This window comes from uncultured Tateyamaria sp. (genome assembly GCF_947496075.1).
In the GTDB taxonomy this organism is placed as follows: Bacteria; Pseudomonadota; Alphaproteobacteria; order Rhodobacterales; family Rhodobacteraceae; genus Tateyamaria.
On sequence record NZ_CANMBJ010000003.1, the window covers coordinates 70528 to 89447 of the forward strand.

Consider the following 18920-nt stretch of genomic DNA (forward strand, 5'->3'; position numbering starts at 1 on the left):
GGAGATGACAGATGGGTTTGGAAATCAGGATACTCGACTACGGGGATATCGAACTGGAATCGAGTTTTCTCGTGTTGGGCCGCGATTGCGGGCGCACGCGGCGAGTACCGGTTTACGGCTTTCTGATCCTCGGCGGGCAGGTGCCGATTGTCGTTGATACCGGCTACCGTGACAACGCCATCATGGAAACGCTGGGGATGCGCGGATTGCAGTTCCACGAGAACATGATCGAACGCCAACTGGCCAATCACGGCGTCAAACCCGGCGATGTGCGCTATGTACTGCATACGCATTTGCACATCGATCACGCTGGCAAAGACGATCACTTTTCGATGAACACCACCGTTGTCATCAACCGGCGCGAGTTGGAGTACTCGGTCTCGGGCCTCATGCATCCGCAGTATCCCAAGCCCGACATCATCCACCTTGTCGAACGTCTGCATCATCCCGGTGCGCTGCGGCTCGAAGACCTTGAGATATCGGGGCCTGTGGAACTCATCCCCGGCGTCTTTATTGAGGCCGCGGGCGCACACACCGAAGGGTCCATGAACGTGCATGTCGACACCGACGAGGGCCGCGCGACAATTTGCGGCGACGTCATCTATGACTTCAACGACCAGATCATCAATCCCCTCCGCTCTTTCGGACCCGAAGAATATCAGGTCACCGGCAACCACGGTAACACCAAGCGACAGGAAAAGGGTGCGATCCGCAAGCTGATGTATTCAGGTGCAAAATTCCTTCTGCCCATCCATGACAAGCCCGCCAAGGTCGAGAACGGTCAGGTGGTTGGACGTCTTGACATGGTGGTGCCCGGCCCGGTTAGCCAGTCCGTGCCACGCCGCGACTGGTTCCCAGCATAAAGGTCCGTTTCCATGGCGCATGACGCTCTTGATCCCGCATTCGACCGCCTGATCGACCAACACGCACCCGTAAGGCAGATTGCGTCAGGCTGCACCTTTACCGAAGGCCCGATCTGGCATCCGGCTGAGCAATATCTGCTGTTCTCCGACATGCCCGGGGACGTGCGCCGGCGCTACGATGCCGCTGGTGTGCGCGAGGTTTTGCGCCCGTCCAATAAGGGTAATGGCATGACCTATGACGCAAACCTCAACCTTGTGGTCTGCGAACACAGCACGTCGAGCGTTACGCGGATGCGCCCAAGCGGGCAGAAAGAGACGCTTTGTACGCATTTCGAAGGGCGCGAGTTGAATTCGCCCAATGACGTCGTGGTCAAATCCGATGGGTCGATCTGGTTCACGGACCCCTGGTATGGCCGCATGCCCGGGTTCGGGGTCGAACGCCCGCGCGATCTTGGTTGGCAAGGCGTTTTCCGCCTGCCCCCCGATCACACGCCTGGGGCCGAGCCAGAACTGGTGGTTGACCGCTATCTGCTGACCATGCCCAATGGGCTGTGCTTTTGCCCGGACGAGTCAAAACTCTATATCAACGACACGGAGCAGGCGAATATCCGTGTGTTTGACGTCGAAGGTGGCGGCAGGCTGGTCAATGGCCGCGTTTTTGCCAGTGGCATCCGTGACAGCCTTTTGCCGGGTGTGCCCGATGGCATGAAATGCGACGCCGAAGGCAATGTCTGGGTCACCGCACCCGGTGGCCTTTGGGTCTATGCACCCACTGGCAAGCTGATCGGTAAGGTGTCGATCCCGGAACTTGCGGCAAACTTGCACTGGGGCAGCGTGGACTGGCGCACGCTTTATGTCGCGGCCTCGACCAGCGTTTACGAAATCCCGGTCAAGATCGGCCCCCGCAACGAACCGTTCATGCGCGCGCGGCCCGCAAGTGGCGCCCAAACGGCTCCGGCTTCGGGGGATGAGCCGCTGCGGCTCGACCCAACGCGCTGTGCGCTCATCATTCAGGACATGCAGAACGACGTTGTGATGGAAGGCGGCGCCTTTGCCGCCTCGGGCAGCCCCCAACACTGCCGCGAGCAGAACGCGATTCCCAACGCTGCCCGCCTTGCCGCACACTGCCGCACACTGGGCGTGCCGGTCATCCACGTGCATTTTCTTGTGAGCCCCGGGGCTGCTGGCCTGACGCTCAACGCGCCGCTTTTCGAAGCGACGCTGGATGAAAATGCCCTCGTGCGCGGAACATGGGGTGGGGCGCCCGTGGAGGGGCTGGAGCCAATGCCCGGCGATCACGTGGTCGAAAAGATGCGTATGAGCGCCTGGGAAGGCAGTTCGCTTGAAACCATCCTCAAAGCCGAAGGTCGCGACATCCTTATTGAAACAGGCGCGTGGACCAACATGTCCGTCGAACACACAGCCCGCACAGGGGCCGACAAAGGCTATGTCATGGTCATCCCCGAAGACGGATGTTCGACCATGAACGCCGACTGGCATCGGGCAAGTATCGAATACGCGATGACAAACGTGGCCTTGGTGACAAACACCGACGCGGTCATCGCAGCCCTGAGCTAGGCCGAGATACGGAGCATGGATCGCTGACAATTTTACCCGGTGCTTCGAGGCCTGAAGCACCGAGATCTGGACGTATCGAGAAACGCCGCGAAACGGGTATTACATGGCTCAGCCAGCAACACGTGTGCTGCCAAGAGCTGCCCTTTGTCGTTCCTGAGTGTAGCACAGGGGACGTTGATCAAAGCCCCACCCAGCCATTGCGCTTCGCTTTTGGGGGGCTGGACTGCCCCAATTCGTGTGCCGCATGTTGGGAAATATCAAATCGCGGACCGTAGGAGCTTCAGGAATGCCCAACATCGCAGCCACCGAGGCAGCGAGACTGTCTGTCCGTCGCCCCGATGGAGGAATGAGACTGTCCACCTGAATCAAGGTTGTAGCCACAGGGGGGTGTGCAAATCGTGTGCAATCCAAGTTGAAGGTCCGCAAACATCCGAAAGCAGTCATTCGTCTGTAGCACAGCATTCGGTAAAATGGGCTCTCAGGAGGTCTCGCCGTAACTTGCGCCGATGACCGCAAGGCGGACTAGCGTGCTTTCGCTGCGGCTGCGCCAGTGGCCGCTTTTCTAGCGAACTCGACCCATTGTTATGGAGCGATCTTTTTTACAGGCACCAAAAAGGTCTGCATTGTGTGTCGGGTGCGAGATGCCTTGTGGGCTGAGCTGAGGCTAGCTGCAGAATTCTAAAAGTCATCAGATTCCGGGACATTCCCCAGCCTGACAAGGAAGCTAGGCGATCCGACTTCGCCACTGTCTGGGTCCTCACAGATCACATAAGCATCAGCCCCCGCGCAATCCTGGGACTGGGCTTCCCGTTCAGCTCTATTTTGGGCTTCTGCTGCCGTTGAATATTGAAATTGCTTGCCAATTTTTAGGCTTGCTTGCCCGTCACGCCCGGGCTTCTGTTCCATATATGTCTGACAGATATAACGAACTTTTGTTGCGCTCTTGCCTACGTGTGTCATGAGTAAATCCTTCGCGCTTGTCGGGACGTCTCTGAAGCTTAAAAAGAACGGGCAACGAGTGTGTTAGCGCTTTGTGACGGCTTTGGGTAAACCTGTCTTTTGCACTACCCTGATGGCTTCGTCGGTGTGTTCGCTTCTCGTTCGAGGCACGCGTTGCGGAGACGGTCGTTCTTGGCTTGTCGCTGCTCGGCCTCTTCTTCGACCATCTTTCGAACGATGCGGGTTGTCTTTTCCAACGGTGTTTCCACATTGGGACCTTGCGCTTTGAACACGCTTGTTTTTGTCAGATTTACCACGTGGCAATCTCCTCTTTGGTTTCACCAAGGCGTGTCTGAACAAGGTCGTTCAAACCAATGCCAGGTGTTTGTTTGGCCATAGGCATCGTGTGCGTTTGGCCCCGGCCGGTCATTGCGTAGATTTGTTTGAGTATCCGGGGCGGCCCTGGCGCGCATCAAAGTGCCATAAATCATCTGAAACCGTATTCCCGATCCAACACAGAGCGTCGGATCTTTCGTGCCAATGACTAGATGATTGCTTGTTGCACCGATAAGCGTATTTCCAGGAGGCATTTTGAGGCCCGTCGCACCCGCGTCCTGATGCCCATTGGAAAGAAGCAACCTCGTCGTTTCTGAGTTGTTTGGGACAAGGTAGATTTTTGCAACGGAAGGATCAGTATCGCCGAGGAATGGACGCACAGACTTGGCGTCCGTCTCGATAACTTCAGCGAGAAGCGTGAAGGCATCTCGAAACATGCCGCCAATCTGATCCTCTGTGATCGGATCGACGCCAAGCAGTATTGCTTCCCCAAGGCGCAGGTGAGGGTGACAATCGTGCGCGGCAATTACATGCGTGGAGATCGGCGCTGGCGGCTGTTGATTTAATCAGTTCTGCGACAGATGCCGAAAAGACGGAACTGCTAGGCAGAGTGGAAAAGATCAGAACGGCGATTGCGATGAACCCAATCGCCTAGGGACTGAACTGAGTGATCATAGTGTGGGTGAACAGTTGCTATGGAAAAATTGGGCCAACTATAAAAGTTCTGCGCTGCCAACTTCCGCAACAGCTGGTATCGCGTGCTTTTGGCGAACGACCGATAAGACCGCCGCAATATAGTATCTTGAACCTGGGTCGAAAGTCCGGTTCGGGCCGTTCCCTTCGTCACCACGGGTATGGGTCTTACAGATACTGCACCGCATCGGACACGATCTCTAACCTTTGTTTCTGGCTGTGTCCTCCGCAATCAAAGGAACTGCGTTACGCGCCAGTGTACCATCAACAAACGCGTCATTTCTTCTGCATTGATGGCAAGGAACCCCCATGCGAACGGCAAACCGAACCAGATCACTGCAGCGGCGGTGACGTGGATCGCGACTGACCACTGTACACTTACATCAGTGACAATGGATGAGATCGCGTTGGCTACGGCGCACTGCACCCCGATGAAATGGGTCACGTTGATCGGGTAGATGATCAGGACGCACGCGAGGACCCCAAACACCATTGGCGATGTCCGGAACTGCCGCAACGCCCCCTGCATAAAGCCATAGTAAGTCTGGTTTCAGAAACCAATGGGAGAGCCCCATTGGGATGCGAACCGTACGGAAACTGATCACTGGAGCAGTGCGGATACCTCGGACGCAGATCGGTAGGGATTTCAGCATGCTCTTTTTTTTGCATTTTCTTTCGATGCAGCTTCAACGCATGTCGGATGCGTGAACGTTTTTGGTCCTGACATCACTCCATCTTCATCGCTTCGGTTTCGATATTGATCCGAACCTCATCGCCAACCAGACCGTTGTCGACGCCATAGGTCATGCCAAAATCACTGCGCAGGATCGTGGTGGTCATCGACAAGCCCAACACTTCTCTCTTGTGGCCGAAAGGATAGTCGGCGACCTTGTTGAGAGTCACGTCCAGCGTCACGGGTCGAGTCACGCCCAAAATGGTGAGATCCCCCGTCACAGTGCCCGTCGTATCCCCGGTCGGAGTGCCTCCACTCGCGACAAAGGTGATGGCCGGGTGCGCCGACACATGCAGGAAGTCTTTGTTGCGCACATGCCCGTCGCGGGCGTCATTGAACGTGTTGACCGAACTCGCGTCGATGGTCACCGCCACGTCACTCAATTCCTGCATATCGACATCATAGTCGAATGCGCCGCTTAGGTCAGTGAAAATCCCCAGGGTACGGGCGTAGCCAATGTGCTCGATGGTAAAGTAGACATTGGTGTGTTCGGTATCCAGTTCATAACGCGCCATGTCGGCGTGCGCCGTGGTGGCAAAGGCCGCTGTCAGGGTTGCGGCGATGAGGGGCATGCGCATCGGGTTGTTCATCCTGTCTGGGGCGCAGGGCGGGTCGTACGTGAAAGAGCTTCGCCACCCGCGTTGCGCGGTCTACATATTGTATCCGATATATAGGGCGTTAATGTAGCAAGGCAGGTAAATGTAATGCGAGCGGGGCAACTTCGGTGCGCGACATGGAACGTCCACCGCGGCAAGGGCAGTGACGGCAGAGTTGATCCCGCGCGTATTCTGAACGCGATCGACCGGGAACTGGCCCCGCGAGGTCTCGATGTTCTGGCCTTGCAGGAGGCGGACGAGGAATGCCGCCCACACGCGCGCATTTTTCACGTGGATCAAATCGCCAAAAGCACTGGGCTTAGTTACATTCACGAGCCCGCCTTGCGCTGGGGACCGCAGAGCGATGGGTTCCTTGGCACAATCCTATTCCTGTCGCCTGCACTCACTCCCACGCACACCGATGTCATCGACCTTCCGGGTCATTGTCACCGCGGGGCTGTTTCGGTCGAAACCTTGTTCGAGGGCCGTTCAGTCCGCATCATGAGCACGCATCTGTCACTGTTCCAGCCGCTGCGGATCGTGCAAATGCGCATCATTGGACAATACCTGCGTCGCCGACCGCAAATGCAGACCCTTCTTTTGGGGGATCTCAATGAATGGCGACCCTGGGGCGGGTTGATGTTTGACCGTCGTCTGGTCGGCACCCGCCTGCGGGGTCCAGTGCGCCCCACCTTTCCCAGCGCGCAGCCGCTCTTGCCGCTCGACCGTATCCTGACCGAAGCCCCGGGCGAGGTGCAGCAGATCCGGGCCGTGACATCCGCCGAAATGACCGCCGCATCGGATCACCTGCCGCTCGAGGCCGTTGTCACAGTTCCGTGACAGGGCTGAATATTCCACCGGCTCAAGTGTTATTCAAACTGTCAGACGGCAGCCAAAGACCTAGGTATTGCGGCGGAAAGAATGGAAAACCAAATGTTTCTTAGCACCCCACAAATCGTTGCGCAGCGGATCGAAGGGCAGGCGCCCGTCAGCACGTTCCTTGCCGTATCCGCCCTTGTCAGCGCGGCGCTGGCGCTGGCGGCGTTCTACACATTTGGCACGCTGACCGGGCCGGTTCTGGTCTTCGCGGCGATTGTCATGATCGCAACCTACGGTCTGATCCAAAACTACCCGCACCCGGTGCTGGGCCTGTGCAATGTTGTCACTTTGCTGCGGGCTGCGATGGTGGCCTTTCTGATTGGCGCCGTGCTTGTCCCCGGGGTGTCCGTGTGGGGGGTGTTCGGTTTGGCCGTCGCCGCCTTCGCGCTCGACGGGATTGACGGCTGGTTGGCGCGCCGCGCGGGCCTTGTGTCCGACTTCGGCGCGCGGTTTGACATGGAAACGGATGCGGGGCTGGGCGCAGTCATCTCCCTGTGGTTGCTCGCGAGCGGCACGACGGGCCCCGAGATACTGCTCCTCGGGTTCATGCGCTACGCATTTCTCGGTGCAAGCTTTATCTGGCCGGCGCTCCAAGCCCCTTTGCCCGACGCGTTCCGACGGAAGGCGATCTGCGTGGTTCAAATCACGGCTTTGATCGTTTTGATCTTTCCACTCACGCCGCAGATGCTTGTGCTGCCCGTCACAGTGTGCGCCGTGCTGCTGCTGGGCTGGTCCTTCCTCGTTGACATCCTCTGGCTGGCGAGACGTGCTGCATGATACGGGTGGCGGCGCTTGCACTTGCGGCGGCGGTCATCTTCGCCGTTCTGGTCTTGCCGAACCACCCCGGCACGATGAAGTGGAGCGCGCTGAACCGCTGGCCGCTGGAATTGCCCGTCCTGCTGCTGGCGACGGTTGCTTTCGGACGGCGCTTTGGGGCGACGTATTTTCTGGCACTGCTTCTCGTGGTCTCGGTTGTGATCAAGGTCGCCGATTATGCGATGTTCAGCGCCTTCAACAGAACGTTCAACCCGATCCTCGACACATTCCTGATCTGGGCAGGGCTATCGCTGCTGCGGGACAGTGTCGGTGGCGTGCTGACCGTGCTGGCCGTGATCGGCGTTGTCCTGTTGCTGATCCTGCTTTTTGTCGCGCTCGAACGAAGCCTGCGTATCTGGGCCGGTCTGTCACCCGCCCGACCGTTGCGGATTTCGGCGGCGGTGCTTGCACTCTTTGGTGCAAGTTGGGCGGCGGCGGATGCGGGCCACCACCTTGAATATTGGCGGTTCGACAAAAGCCCCCCGGGCACGGCGTGGACGACGCGTCTCACCCTTAAACGCGGGATCGAAGTGCAGCAAACCGCCGTCGAACTGGCCCGCTTTGCGCAAGACGCGCGCGTTGACGCCTATGCCGATGCAACCGGGATTCTTGATCGGCTCGAGGGCCGCGATGTCATCCTGATCTGGATCGAAAGCTATGGCCGCGCGAGCTTTGACAACCCGCTTTACGCACCGACGCATCTTGCAACGCTGCGCGCGGCACAGGCCGAAATCGCCCAGACCGGCATGGCCATGAAAAGCAGCTGGCTGACCTCGCCCACGTCTGGCGGTCAAAGCTGGCTTGCCCACGGTGCACTCGCCAGCGGGCTCTGGACGTCAGACAACGGGCGCTACAACGCGATGCTCGCCAGCGGTCACAAGTGGCTCTTTCACTTCGCACAGGACGCAGGCTACCGCACGTCCGCCATCATGCCCGCAATCACGGTGGGGTGGCCCGAAAGCCTTGTCATGGGGTTTGATCAGGTCTTTCCCGCAGCCGACATTCCCTACAAGGGGGACAAGTTTCGCTGGGTGACGATGCCCGACCAGTTCACACTGGCCGCATATCCGGACCTCTTGCCCGGCGACCCGGGCCCGGATTTCATTCAGATCGCCCTGATCTCCTCTCACGCCCCGTGGACCCCGATCCCGGACATCGTGCCGTGGGAGGCGATCGGAGACGGAACGATCTTCAACGACATGGCGGCGCGCGGTCCCGCACCCAAAGAGTTGTGGCGCGACCGGGATGCCGTGCGCGACGCCTATCGCCGGTCCGTCAACTATGTGCTGCAAACGACGTTTTCGCATGTGGCCCGTCTTGGCGAAGCCGCGCCACTCGTGATCGTCGCGGGCGATCATCAGGCCGCAGGGTTTGTGGCGGGCAGCGACAATATGGACGTTGCGGTTCACATGATCGGTCCACCTGCGGTTCTGGACCTCATAGCCGATTGGAACTGGACCGACGGCCTGATCCCCGCAGCGGATGGGCCAGTGCGGCGGATGGACAGTTTCAGAAACGACTTTCTTTCCGCGTTTTCCAGAAATATCGTTTCAAAGGTCGTGTCGCGGTGACGGTCCGCTGGCTCAAGCTTGCCGTCTCCACAGCCTGCCTTGCCGCGCTGCTGTGGTGGACCGATGCTGCAGCGGTGGTGGAACGGTTGCAAAACGCCGACATGATGTGGATCACGTTGGGACTGCTGGCAATCACGGCGTCCACGTTCGCAATGGCAAGCCGTTGGAAAATCGCCGCAAGCGAAATCGGCGTCCAGATCACCTATCCGGTCGCCGTGCGCGAATATTATCTCGCTCAACTCATCAACACGGTGCTTCCTGGCGGCGTCGCAGGCGACGTCACGCGAGCCGTCCGCGTGCGGCACACGGCGGACCTGAACCGCGCCGCACAATCGGTCATGGCCGAGCGCCTGCTGGGCCAGATTGCGTTCCTCGCGTTTATGTTCGTTGGCTTTGCCGTGGCGCTTTTGGTGACGGGTGGCCTTGAATTTGGCCAACTGGGGTGGGTGGTGATGACCGCCCTCGCAGGTTGCATCATCGTTGCCGTAGCGGTGTCGAGATTGCAAAACGCAACCGGCCGATTTCTCCGCATGACCTTTCAGCTGACGCGCCGCCCTGTGGTGATCCTGCATGGCCTGATCACGACGCTTTGTCTCGTCTTTGGCTTTTACGCCTGCGCGCGCGCAACCGGCGTCATCATGCCAGCCGAAGCACTGGCAACCTTGATCCCGCTGATCCTCTGCGCGATGCTGATCCCTCTATCGGTCGGCGGTTGGGGATGGCGTGAAGGGGCGGCCGCCGCTCTTTTTCCGATCATCGGGGCCCCTGCCAGCGCAGGTGTCGCGACCGGCATCACCTACGGCGTTGTCCTGCTTGCCGCAGCACTGCCCGCAGCGGTTATACTCGTCGCACAGCCCCTTCTCGACACTGCCTCATCCAAAGGGAAACCTGACCTACCATGACACAACCCGCTCATCTCACCCGCCGCTTCTTTCTGCAAACCAGTGCCGCAGGCGTCGCCACCGCCGCCGCGGGCGTGCCCGCCTTTGCGGCGCGTGACGTCAATTTCCAGCTGTCGTGGCTCCATTCCGTCCAATTCGGCGGCAGCTACATCGCCGCCAACAAGGGATATTGGAGCGATCTCGGCCTCAATGTCTCGCTCAGCCAAGGCGGACCCAACGCGCCGGTCGAGCCGCCCGTGGTCTCAGGCGCGGCACTGGTTGGCATCTCGGCTGCCGACTACACCGCTGCAGCGGTGGCCCAGGGTGCGCCTTTCAAGATCATCGCCGTGGCCATGCAGAAGAACCCCTTCGCCATCGCGTCACTGGCGAGCAATCCGGTGAACACGCCCGATGATCTGGTCGGCAAGCGGATCGGCATGGCCGTGGCCAATACACCTGTACTACAGGCGCTGTGCACGCTGAATAACGTGGACATCAACGACATCGAAATTGTCCCGACCCAGTATGACCCGGCCCCACTTGTCATTGGTCAGGTCGACTGTCTGCTGTGCTGGGAGACGGACCTGCCCGTGGCAATGACCGTGCAGGGCGTCGACAATACCACCATGCTGATGGCCGACCACGGCTACGCCCTGCATTCGCAGACGTACATCACGACCGAAGACACATTGGCCAACCGACGCGCCGATCTCGTGGCCCTGCTCAAGGGCGAGGTCACGGGGTGGAATGACTACCTTACCGACACCGACGCCGCCGCCGCACTGACGGTCGAGATGTTCCCCGATGCGGGCCTCGATCTCGAAGCGCAAAAGCTACAGGCCGCGCGTCAGGTGCCCCTTATGTTCAGCGACCTGACCGAAGAGAGCGGGTTCGGCTGGTTTACCGACCACACCGTCGCTTCAAATATCGAGACGCTGGCCTTACTGGGGCAGGATGTGCCGGCAGACCTGTGGGATCGGTCCCTGCTCGAAGAGGTGCACGGCTGACTGAAAACCAAGGTCTGTTCGGGCATGGCCAGCGTCGACATCCATTGCAATGACGTCAGCAAGAGCTTTGGCGCGACGGCCGCGGTCGCGCCATTCTCTGTCACACTTGCTGCCGGGCAGACCACGGCGCTTGTGGGCCCTTCGGGCTGTGGCAAGTCGACGATCCTGCGGATGATCGCGGGGCTCGAGGCTCCGGACACCGGCACCATCCTGCTCGGCGCGGAAATACCCCGCGCCGTGGCCCGGCGGGGCGGGGTGGCAATGGCCTTTCAGGACCCGACGCTTTTGCCTTGGCGCACCGTGCGCGCCAACGTTGCATTGGGCGCGGAACTGGCGCGCAAACCTGCTGGCGACATTGATGCGCTGATCGACCTTGTTGGATTGAAGGGATTTGCCAACCACCGTCCGGCAGAGCTGTCAGGTGGGATGCGCCAGCGCGCCGCAATTGCGCGCAGCCTCGTCTCGACACCGGAGGTTCTGCTGCTCGATGAACCCTTTGGCGCGGTCGACGCGATGACGCGCAGGCGGTTGAACGCAGAGCTCCCGCCGCTCTGGCGGTCGCGCGGGGCTACGGTGGTGCTGGTCACCCACTCCGTTCAAGAGGCGGTCCTGTTGTCCGACCGTGTGCTGGTCTTGTCGCCACGGCCTGCGCGGCTCGTCGCAGACATTCCAATCGACCTAACGGGCGCACGTGACAGCGAGTTGTTCGATACGCCTGCGTTTCTGGCCCTGTCCCGCGCAGTCTTTTCCGCGTTGGAGCAGCCATGACCGCCGCGCTGCGCCATACCGCGTCAATCCTCCTCGCCCTGGCGATTTGGGAGGGTATTGCTCGCATCAGTTCAGGTGGCTTTCTCGTCAGCGGTCCAACAGCGATTGCACGTTACATGGTCGACAATGCCGCGCTGCTTGCCCGTGCCATGGCCGAGACGTCGATCAACGCGGCGTGGGGCTTTCTTTGGGGCAATCTTGGCGCGATGGTGCTGGCCGCTGCGATCATGTTGGTGCCGCGCAGCGAACGCGCGCTGTCCGCGCTGGCCCTGCTGGTCTTTTGCGTACCGCTGATTGCCAGTGGCCCGATCCTGCGGGTGCTGTTCGGGCCGGGGCAGGGGCCCCAGATCACGCTGGCCGCGCTCGCCGTGTACTACACAACGCTGCTGGCGCTGCTCGTTGGTTTGCGTGCTGTTTCGCAGAATTGGACTGACCTCATGCAGGTCTACGGGCACGGTGCGGTCTCAACGCTCGTTCGGGTGCGCGCCCGTGCAAGCCTACCTTACCTGTTTGTCGGACTTCAGATCAGCGCACCCGCCGCTTTCCTCGGCGCGATGATCGGGGAGTTCACCGGGGCCGAACGTGGGCTCGGCGTGCTGACGCTGCGTGCCATGCGCGGGCTGGATACCGACGCGACGTGGACGCTCGCGCTGCTCGCGGCGCTTATCGCGCTGGCCGCCTACGCGCTGATCGGAAAACTGGGCGAACGGATGGTCGGCTACAAACCGGTCATTCTTTTGTCTGCGCCCGCCGCGTCCATGCCCAAACCACCCTGGGCGCGCTTTGCTGAAGTGGCACTCATCTTGGCCCTGGTCCTTGCCCTGTGGCAATTGTCGATGGACGCGTTCGGCCTCAACCGCTTCTTCGCAAAACGGCCCGGCGATGTGTGGGCATTCCTGACGGACCCCCAGAACCGCGACACCCTGCTGGCGGCGCTGTCCGAAACCCTGTCCTTTGCACTGCCGGGCTATCTTGCGGGACTGGTCTTGGGGGCCGGGCTGGCGGCTGTACTGGTCCTGTGGCCGCCCTTGTCCCGCGCGGCCCTGCCCGTTGCGGTCGCCCTGCGCGCCGTGCCGATTATCACCACGGCGCCACTCTTGGTGTTGGCATTCGGACGCGGTTTGGTCGGAACTATCGTTGTTGTTGTAGTAATGATCTTCTTCCCTACGTTTGTCGCTTGCCTCCAGGGGCTGCGCCAGACACCGGGTCAGACCGTCGATCTGTTCAAGAGCTATGGGGCTGGGCGCTGGCATCTGCTGCGTGCGGCCCAGATCCCCGCCATGCTTCCTGCCTTTTTCGCCTCTGCCCGCATGGCCGTCCCGGCGGCCCTTCTGGCGGTCACGACGGTGGAGTGGCTGGCGACGGGCAAGGGGATCGGTGTCCTGATGGCCATGACGGCCAGCACGTCCAACTATAACATGCTGTGGGCCTGCGTTGCGGTGCTGGCGGTCGTCGCGGTGGGGTTTTATGCGCTTGTTGCCGCACTGGAACGCGCCGTCCTTCGGACCTATGCAAGCGAGCAGGTGACATGACACAGGCTGTTTTCGCCATCCCCGGCGACAAGGATCGCCGCACCGGCGGGTTCATTTACGAAGCGCGCGTGCTGAAAGAGCTGAACGACATCGGTTGCGCCACGCAGCATCTGCAATTGCCCGACAGCTTCCCGGATCCAACCCCGTCCGATATGGTCGCCACCCTCGCGGCCCTGTACGCCGTCCCTGATCACCACCCCATCATCCTCGACGGCCTCGTCTTTGGCGCCATCGACCCGGACGGTTTGGCCAAGGTAAGCGCGCCGGTCATCGCCATGGCGCACCATCCGCTCGGGCTCGAAACCGGGCTGCCTGCTGCGCGTGCGGCCTTTCTATTGCAGAACGAGGCAGCGGCCTTGCGTCACGTCGACCATGTCATCGTTCCAAGTGAGGAAACCGCCCGCGTCCTCTGCCGTGACTTCGATGCCGATGCAAACAGGGTCACAATTGCACCACCCGGCTTCGACAGGCCCGTCGTCAACCGAAGCCCGACGGATCCACCGCTTGTCCTGTCGGTCGGACTGCTCGCCCCGCGCAAGGGCCACGACGTCCTGCTGACCGCACTGAGTCACCTGCGTGATATGCCATGGCAGGCCAGCATCGTGGGCAAGGCCCATGATCCCGCCTATGCAGCCGCGCTTCGCGGTCAGTCCCGCGATCTCGGGATCGATGAACGCGTGCACTTCGCGGGAGAGATCGACCAAAACGCTCTGTCATCGCTGTTCAATGCGGCATCCGTCTTCGTCCTCGCGACCCGCTACGAAGGCTACGGCATGGTTTTGAGCGAGGCGATGCAATTCGGGCTTCCGGTGGTGTCGTGTCGCGTCGGTGCTGTGCCCGATACTGTTTGGGATGCTGGCGTTCTGGTTCCGCCCGATGATCCGAAAGCCCTCGCACACGCAACGCAACTGATACTGCAAGACCGCAAGAGAGCCGAAGAGTTGTCCCGCCTGTCCACCCAAAGATCCGATGCTCTTCCGCGATGGGGGCATACCGCACGCATATTCGCAGGCGTCATTGCGAAGGCGAAAGCCGCGTGACCTTCAGCCCGACTACGAGCGCTGTCGTTTGCGGTCGGAGATGCCAACGTGTGTCAGACTTTGCGTGCGCGGCGTGTCCGTCGTCAGATGTTTTGGGACAGATGGCTGCCTGATCCAAGAGAGGGTCTGGCACATCTGGTTCACGTGATTGTCTGACGTCAGCGCAATTGGAACAGTTTAGGGCGATTTGATAAGGGAGGGTTTCTGGCACATCGTAACCACCAAGGAGTGGAGATGACACGGAACCCCGGAGCCAAGCAGAGCCACGGCGACGTCGGGTTTTTCAAATTCCTTGGTAGAGCTTATTCAAACCCGGTCAGCCTTGTGCACGATGCAACGCGGAGGCTGTTCCGTTTGAGTCAAGGTCCGGACGATGGTTCGGGAAGTTTGGGCATCACCGGCCACATGATCGTTGGGTTGTGTATGCCCTTGAATGTCTTGGCCTCCTTGGTGATCCCACGCTCGGCACTTAGCCTTTTTGCACCCTTGACCGTACCGTCCTTATTAAACGTGAGGAATCCTCCGAACTGGTCCAGAAAATAAAACTTGGGCGCGGCGACGTCATTACGGTCCACCATGATCATCACCATGTGATGCGCATGGAGCGACACCAGGAAGAAATACACTCCTGGTTCGGGATCCTTCGAGGTCTCGGCCAGCAGGGTGTCCTCGAAGTCGGGGTTCCATCGCCCGGCCTTAGCCTGATAGGAGAAAACCAACCGTTCCCCCACCGCACCGTGACGTCGCAGGAGGTGAGCCAGCCGAGTAACATTGGCCCCGTCTTCGGATCTTGCGTTGGCCACCTTGGCAGGACCCATGACCTCGGGCTCAATCAATGCGCTCATCCCTTGGTTTCCAGCGTTCATGCACTGCAGACGGCTCAAGCGGCCCGAGGCGGCTTTCTTGTCCCAGCGCTTGTAGACCCGCTTCATCTTGTGTGACGGCTTCAGGCCACCTTCCTCGGGTGCTTCATCGACCCAGCGCCCGGTTCCCCCGGCGCGCTGCTGCGCCTCATCGCCAATCGGCTCATGGTCGACCTTCCGATCATACATAGTCTCCCAGATCAGTTCACCGACATTCCTGCGGCCCACTTTTGCGTCGGGATAGTCGACGGTGAAGACCTCGACGAGGTCTCGTTTCGAGGTCTCGGAAAGTGGCTCGATGTCCGCCAATAGTTCGCTGGTTTTCCCATACCCGTCTGCCAGCACCTTCTTTTGGATGGAACTAAGCGCGGGGTCACTCTCGCTGGCTTCTGCCTCGCCGGTGGGCGGCGCGCACTGCACAAGGCCGGGCGCTGTGCGCTGAACGGTATGGACCAGTTCGTGGGCAATGAGCCGCTTGCCCGTCAGCGTGTCGGGACGGTACTCGCCATTCGCGAAGCCGATGTGATTTCCAAGTGTGTAGGCACGTGCGTTGATGCCATGGGCGGCGGTGCCGGTGCGGGTGTCGTCATGAATGCGTATCTTGGAAAAGTCCTGGCCCAGGCGCGGCTCGAAATACGATCGCTCGTATCGCGGGAGGGGACGTCCCCCGGAGGAGATCGCTGCCGCCGCTTGCGTGACGTTGCCCGCGTTTGACGGGGCAGCCCCAGACGGTTTTGCCCGGATCTCCTCCGCGTCTTTGCCCTTGTCATCCACGACCTGGCGTCGAAGCGCGGCCGCAGGGGCAGGGGTTGAAGGATTCGCGGCCATTGCGTCCTGGACTGCCTGATCGGCGACGCGGTCGGCCTCCTGTTCGTACCGGTCTCCGGGTGTATTGAGGGTAAGCTCCGGTCTGATGCCGCGTGCCTTCTGTGCCTCGCCGCCCACGAGCCCATCTCTCTCCGAAAGACCCACCGTTTCCCCGGGCGCGCGCTGAAAAACACTTGCCTGGCGAGGCGTTACATCCGGTTCTGGCGGGGCGTACAAGCGGGTCATAGGAAAAATCTCCTAACGATAGCGGCGTCATTCAAAGTCTAGCCGACAAGTCCCCGTTTGATTGGGATCGTAGCACTGAGGGGGCCAGAAAGCGAGGCAGAACTAAAGAGCACATTAACGCTCGGATCTTGCAGAGCACTCAAGAAGCCTGCGGCAGCGTCCATTCGTGGGCCGTCTGGCGGCGTGTCAAAAACAGTGTGAAAAGAGATGATTACGCAGATTTGAAAACGCTTTGGGTTGACAGCTCTTACTGATTCCCGAGAGCGGCACTTGACTCGAATCGTTAATTTCCGCCTCCTAAAGGGGTGCAGCGATGCACAGCCGGGGGGCTACGGACAGACTTACAGTTAATCCATGCTTTGCTGCTCGCGAAGCAACTTGTTTATTGCGCTTTTATTTCTTTGCAGGCCACGCGTGCCTCTGATGTCCTTAATACGATAATACAACCAAAAGTAGCGCCAAGTTTTATTGGATTTAACTGCCGCATAGTTAAAGCAAGGGAGTTGTCCATGCCTGTCAACGTGTCCTATCCCGGAGTTTATATTCAGGAGGTGCCAAGCGGTTCCCGCGCCATTGCCGGCGTGCCAACCTCCATAGCAGCGTTCATCGGCTATACAGTGCGCGGCCCGGTGAGTGAGCCTGTCCAGATTTTCTCTTACGCGGATTTCGAGCGGCAGTTCGGAGGGTTCGATGCAGATAGCGATCTCAGCTATGCGGTGAACCACTTCTTTCTCAACGGCGGCGGCACGGCATGGATCGTGCGGGTGGCGGCGAATGCGGAAGCGGCCACGGTGGGGCTGCTGGATTTCGACGGCAACCCGAGCCTGACGGTGGAGGCGTCCTCGGAAGGCGCTTGGGGCAACAATCTGCAAATCACGGTGGATCACGACACCTCCGATCCCTTGAACACGTTCAACCTCACAATCGTTGAAATGGGGGAGCGGAACGGGAATCCGGTTGAGTTGCGGCGGGAGGTCCATCGCAATCTTTCGATGAACGACAGAGCCGCGACCTATGCCGTTGATACGGTGAATGCCGCGTCTGATCTGGTGGAGCTGACGGATGACAGCGCGGGCGGTGGCGCCGGTTTTGCGCGGAGCCGGGATATTCCTCAGGCGGTGATAGATGATCTTAATGCGGATCGGCGGCGCATGGTTGTGTCCGTCGATGGGAGCCTGCCAACAGAGATCACGCTTTTTGACGAAGGAGACGCGCCGCCTGTGACGCGCGCGGCGATTGAGACGCGGATCGTGGCGCAGATCGGGGCGATGCTGCCAGGGGTTGCCGCTGTATCGAGTGTGATCGAGGGCGACCAGATCGTGATTACCTCGGGCACGAGCGACCGGCGCTCGGCCGTGGTGTTCCGCAACGCGTCGCAGCAGAATGCAGCGGCGCATCTGGGCTTTGGGGCTGCCAATGGTGGTGTAGAGGTGTCCGGCGCAGCAGAGTTGCGACCGGCGCTGCCCCATACGACGATTGCGGATTTCGCGGCGCTGACGGGCGCGATCGAGGCCAATGACGAGTTGCAGTTCGATCTGGTGGATCTGACGGATCCGGGTACATCGCTCGCGGATGTGACGGTTGTGTTTGCGGTGGTGCCAGCCGATGAAGAGGAGGTGCGCGCCGCGATCGAGGCGGCGCTGCAGGCGGATGTGACACCGGCGCTGGCGGGTGCGACAGCGACGATTGTGAACGGAGCGTTGCGGATCGTGCCGGGCGCGGCGAACCCGGTTACGGGCATCCTGATCTCGGATGCGGTGGGTGATGCGCTCGGCTCGTCGGGCGTGGATGTGCTGGCCAATGTTGGCTTTTATCAGCCCGGCGTTGGCCCGACTGTAGGTGCGCAGGTGTCGGGCATCACCGGCGCAGATGGGGACCCACCAACGCTGACTGCCGAGATCGTGGGCGACCGGATTCAGAAAACGGGGATATTCGCACTCGAGGATGCCGACATATTCAACATCATGTGCCTGCCGGGCATTCAGGATGAGCCTGCGCTGACAGCGGCGGTTGCCTATGCGGAGGAGCGGCGTTCGATGATCATCATCGACATCGATCCCAATATCGACACTCTTCAGGAGGCGCGGGCATGGATTGAGGGCGGGCCCTTCCCCTCGAACAACGCGATGGCTTATTTCCCTCGCATTCGCATGGCGGACCCGTTGCAACAGAACCGGCCGCGACCTTTCCCGAATTCGGGGGCAATGGCGGGGGTTATGGCACGCACGGACAATGCGCGCGGCATCTGGAAGGCCCCGGCTGGCATTGAGGCTGGGCTGCGAGGCGTTCAAGAGCTCGACTATGCGCTCAGTGATCCGGAGAATGGCGTGTTGAACCCGTTGGGGCTGAACTGCCTCCGGAATTTTCCCGTCTATGGCACGGTGGCTTGGGGCGCGCGCACGCTCGTCGGGGCGAACGCGCGGGCGAGCGAATGGAAGTACATCCCGGTGCGGCGCACGGCGCTTTTCATCGAAGAGAGCCTCTACCGTGGCACGCAATTCGCCGTTTTTGAGCCGAATGACGAGCCTTTGTGGGCTGAGATCCGGCTTTCGGTTGGATCCTTTATGAACAACCTCTTTCGGCAGGGTGCGTTCCAGGGATCGACGCCGCAGGAGGCGTATTTCGTGCGATGCGACAGCACGACGACGACGCAGGCGGATATCGATCTCGGCATCCTGAACGTCCTTGTTGGTTTCGCGCCGCTGAAGCCAGCCGAGTTTGTCATCATCTCGCTCCAGCAGATCGCTGGGCAGGGCCAGTAAGCGCAAAGGA

The 18920-nt window shown here is 60.3% G+C and carries 17 protein-coding genes; 11 read left to right on the forward strand and 6 right to left on the reverse strand.

From position 1 onward, the window contains the following. Nucleotides 1-11: 11 nt before the first annotated feature. Nucleotides 12-863, forward strand: coding sequence for an N-acyl homoserine lactonase family protein (locus tag Q1A51_RS11270; protein ID WP_299605154.1), 852 nt, complete (start codon nucleotides 12-14; stop codon nucleotides 861-863). Between the two features lie 12 nt (nucleotides 864-875). Further along, nucleotides 876-2441: an isochorismatase family protein gene (locus Q1A51_RS11275; RefSeq protein ID WP_299605153.1), complete on the forward strand. Its 1566-nt coding sequence runs from the start codon at nucleotides 876-878 to the stop codon at nucleotides 2439-2441. Nucleotides 2442-3119: 678 nt separating this feature from the next. Here Q1A51_RS11275 and Q1A51_RS11280 read toward each other — a convergent pair. The 5 genes from Q1A51_RS11280 to Q1A51_RS11300 form a co-directional block, all read right to left on the reverse strand. Further along, the gene (locus tag Q1A51_RS11280; RefSeq protein ID WP_299605151.1) at nucleotides 3120-3401 is read right to left on the reverse strand and encodes a hypothetical protein; all 282 of its coding nucleotides are present in this window, start codon (nucleotides 3399-3401) and stop codon (nucleotides 3120-3122) included. A 104-nt stretch (nucleotides 3402-3505) separates the two neighbouring features. Next, nucleotides 3506-3697 (reverse strand): hypothetical protein, encoded by a 192-nt coding sequence (locus tag Q1A51_RS11285; RefSeq protein WP_299605148.1) that lies wholly within the window; start codon nucleotides 3695-3697, stop codon nucleotides 3506-3508. 21 nt (nucleotides 3698-3718) lie between these two features. Next, nucleotides 3719-4153, reverse strand: coding sequence for a hypothetical protein (locus Q1A51_RS11290; RefSeq protein ID WP_299605145.1), 435 nt, complete (start codon nucleotides 4151-4153; stop codon nucleotides 3719-3721). Nucleotides 4154-4641: 488 nt separating this feature from the next. Further along, entirely contained in the window at nucleotides 4642-4902 is a 261-nt protein-coding gene (locus Q1A51_RS11295; RefSeq protein WP_299605142.1) for a hypothetical protein, read from the reverse strand. A gap of 233 nt (nucleotides 4903-5135) precedes the next feature. Then, complete coding sequence (locus Q1A51_RS11300) at nucleotides 5136-5714, reverse strand: YceI family protein (protein ID WP_299605139.1); 579 nt, start codon at nucleotides 5712-5714, stop codon at nucleotides 5136-5138. A 132-nt stretch (nucleotides 5715-5846) separates the two neighbouring features. Between Q1A51_RS11300 and Q1A51_RS11305 the strand changes: the two genes are divergently transcribed. From Q1A51_RS11305 to Q1A51_RS11340, 8 genes are all read left to right on the forward strand, one after another. Next, nucleotides 5847-6578: an endonuclease/exonuclease/phosphatase family protein gene (locus tag Q1A51_RS11305; RefSeq protein WP_299605137.1), complete on the forward strand. Its 732-nt coding sequence runs from the start codon at nucleotides 5847-5849 to the stop codon at nucleotides 6576-6578. 93 nt (nucleotides 6579-6671) lie between these two features. Next, nucleotides 6672-7394 (forward strand): CDP-alcohol phosphatidyltransferase family protein, encoded by a 723-nt coding sequence (locus Q1A51_RS11310; protein WP_299605135.1) that lies wholly within the window; start codon nucleotides 6672-6674, stop codon nucleotides 7392-7394. After that, a complete protein-coding gene (locus Q1A51_RS11315) occupies nucleotides 7391-9004 on the forward strand; it encodes a sulfatase-like hydrolase/transferase (protein WP_299605133.1) in 1614 nt (537 codons plus the stop codon). The genes Q1A51_RS11310 and Q1A51_RS11315 overlap by 4 nt, the downstream gene beginning before the upstream one ends. Continuing rightward, nucleotides 9001-9906 carry a lysylphosphatidylglycerol synthase transmembrane domain-containing protein gene (locus tag Q1A51_RS11320; RefSeq protein ID WP_299605130.1) on the forward strand — a complete coding sequence of 302 codons (906 nt, stop codon included), beginning with the start codon at nucleotides 9001-9003 and terminating at the stop codon, nucleotides 9904-9906. Before Q1A51_RS11315 ends, Q1A51_RS11320 begins: the two co-directional genes overlap by 4 nt. Then, on the forward strand, nucleotides 9903-10892 hold the full coding sequence (locus Q1A51_RS11325; protein ID WP_299605128.1) for an ABC transporter substrate-binding protein: 990 nt from the start codon (nucleotides 9903-9905) through the stop codon (nucleotides 10890-10892). The genes Q1A51_RS11320 and Q1A51_RS11325 overlap by 4 nt, the downstream gene beginning before the upstream one ends. A gap of 24 nt (nucleotides 10893-10916) precedes the next feature. Beyond that, nucleotides 10917-11660: an ABC transporter ATP-binding protein gene (locus Q1A51_RS11330; protein ID WP_299605126.1), complete on the forward strand. Its 744-nt coding sequence runs from the start codon at nucleotides 10917-10919 to the stop codon at nucleotides 11658-11660. Then, nucleotides 11657-13192: an ABC transporter permease subunit gene (locus Q1A51_RS11335; protein ID WP_299605124.1), complete on the forward strand. Its 1536-nt coding sequence runs from the start codon at nucleotides 11657-11659 to the stop codon at nucleotides 13190-13192. The genes Q1A51_RS11330 and Q1A51_RS11335 overlap by 4 nt, the downstream gene beginning before the upstream one ends. After that, nucleotides 13189-14232: a glycosyltransferase family 4 protein gene (locus Q1A51_RS11340; RefSeq protein ID WP_299605122.1), complete on the forward strand. Its 1044-nt coding sequence runs from the start codon at nucleotides 13189-13191 to the stop codon at nucleotides 14230-14232. The genes Q1A51_RS11335 and Q1A51_RS11340 overlap by 4 nt, the downstream gene beginning before the upstream one ends. A gap of 359 nt (nucleotides 14233-14591) precedes the next feature. On the opposite strand, the gene Q1A51_RS11345 is transcribed toward Q1A51_RS11340, so the two are convergent. Continuing rightward, nucleotides 14592-16148 carry a DUF4157 domain-containing protein gene (locus tag Q1A51_RS11345; protein WP_299605120.1) on the reverse strand — a complete coding sequence of 519 codons (1557 nt, stop codon included), beginning with the start codon at nucleotides 16146-16148 and terminating at the stop codon, nucleotides 14592-14594. 509 nt (nucleotides 16149-16657) lie between these two features. Between Q1A51_RS11345 and Q1A51_RS11350 the strand changes: the two genes are divergently transcribed. Next, the gene (locus Q1A51_RS11350) at nucleotides 16658-18910 is read left to right on the forward strand and encodes a phage tail sheath C-terminal domain-containing protein (protein ID WP_299605118.1); all 2253 of its coding nucleotides are present in this window, start codon (nucleotides 16658-16660) and stop codon (nucleotides 18908-18910) included. The last annotated feature ends 10 nt before the right edge of the window (nucleotides 18911-18920 follow it).